Raw genomic sequence first — 1087 nt, forward strand, 5'->3', positions numbered from 1 at the left:
CAGCAAGCCGATTCTTTAGGCACGATTGATAAAGACCGACAAGCGATCGCTACTACATTATTTTTGAGCGCTCAAAAAAAATTCAACCTTTAACCAGCGATCAAAAAGAAATACTCTCAGTGTTGGCAATCCCTAAATCCTGATTTCACCTAGAAAAATTTTGCGCTTGCCTTACCCGCATTGGCGATCGTTTACCCAGTACCTTAGATCGATTTTAGATCGATCTTTTTTTTATTTTCAAACTCAAGCCGATGATGGGATTTGAACCCACGACCAATTGATTACGAATCAACTACTCTACCACTGAGCTACATCGGCACATTGCCAGTTTCTGATTATATCACGGACAATAGATACAGAGCTAGAAAAATTTTTTTATGAGCAAATCTCCTCGACTCGATCCCCAAAAATACGCGCGCTTGAAAGCGGAAGCGGCCAATCCCTACCGAGGTCTGCGACAGTTTATCTATCTCGGTTTAGGGGCATCCGGTTTTATCGGTGCGGTGGTTTTTCTGGCCCAATTAGCGGCAGGCAGGGACGTAGCCACCGCCTTACCCAATTTTGCCCTACAAATCGGTGTGGTGGCCCTGATGATTTGGTTATTTCGTCGGGAGAAAAAAGCTGGCGGTTGAGGGAGTAGCCACCGATAGCCAAAACGGTCTCTTTCCCTGGAGAATAAAAGTTAACATTAACTCCAATCTTTCTGTGTTATGATCGAGGCGAGAGTCAAGATTGGTGTTCAAGTTCGTTTTCAGTATTAATTCGGTAAGTCTTTTACTTTAGTATTGTTCGGCTTCTCCCTGAATTTTGTGTCTCCACACCGTTTCGAGTATTGATCGAGGATTCAAGTATTATGTCTATTTTTGTTGGTAATCTCTCTTACGAGATTTCCCAAGAAGATCTGGTCGAGGTCTTTAAAGACTACGGCGAGGTTAAAAGGGTTCATGTCCCCGTTGACAAAGAGACAGGCCGCAAACGCGGTTTCGCCTTCGTGGAAATGGAAAGTAAAGCCCAGGAAACTACCGCAATTGAGGCACTGGATGGTGCTGAATGGATGGGGCGATCAATTAAAGTTAACCAGGCCCGC

2 protein-coding genes and 1 tRNA gene are annotated in these 1087 nt (G+C 44.4%); 2 read left to right on the plus strand and 1 reads right to left on the minus strand.

Going from position 1 to position 1087, the window contains the following annotated elements; genetic code table 11:
• Window positions 1-246 precede the first annotated feature (246 nt).
• Window positions 247-318: transfer RNA gene (locus PX636_RS19145), tRNA-Thr, on the minus strand.
• A gap of 59 nt (window positions 319-377) precedes the next feature.
• Between PX636_RS19145 and PX636_RS19150 the strand changes: the two genes are divergently transcribed.
• Both PX636_RS19150 and rbp read left to right on the plus strand, forming a co-directional pair.
• Window positions 378-632, plus strand: a complete 255-nt coding sequence (locus PX636_RS19150; protein ID WP_002781347.1) for a DUF3493 domain-containing protein — start codon at window positions 378-380, stop codon at window positions 630-632.
• A gap of 221 nt (window positions 633-853) precedes the next feature.
• Window positions 854-1087 (plus strand): RNA-binding regulator (gene rbp, locus PX636_RS19155; RefSeq protein WP_288118326.1); only part of this gene is annotated, 234 nt, incomplete at its 3' end.

The organism is Microcystis sp. M53598_WE2, assembly GCF_030067735.1.
GTDB classification, from domain to species: domain Bacteria; phylum Cyanobacteriota; class Cyanobacteriia; order Cyanobacteriales; family Microcystaceae; genus Microcystis; species Microcystis aeruginosa.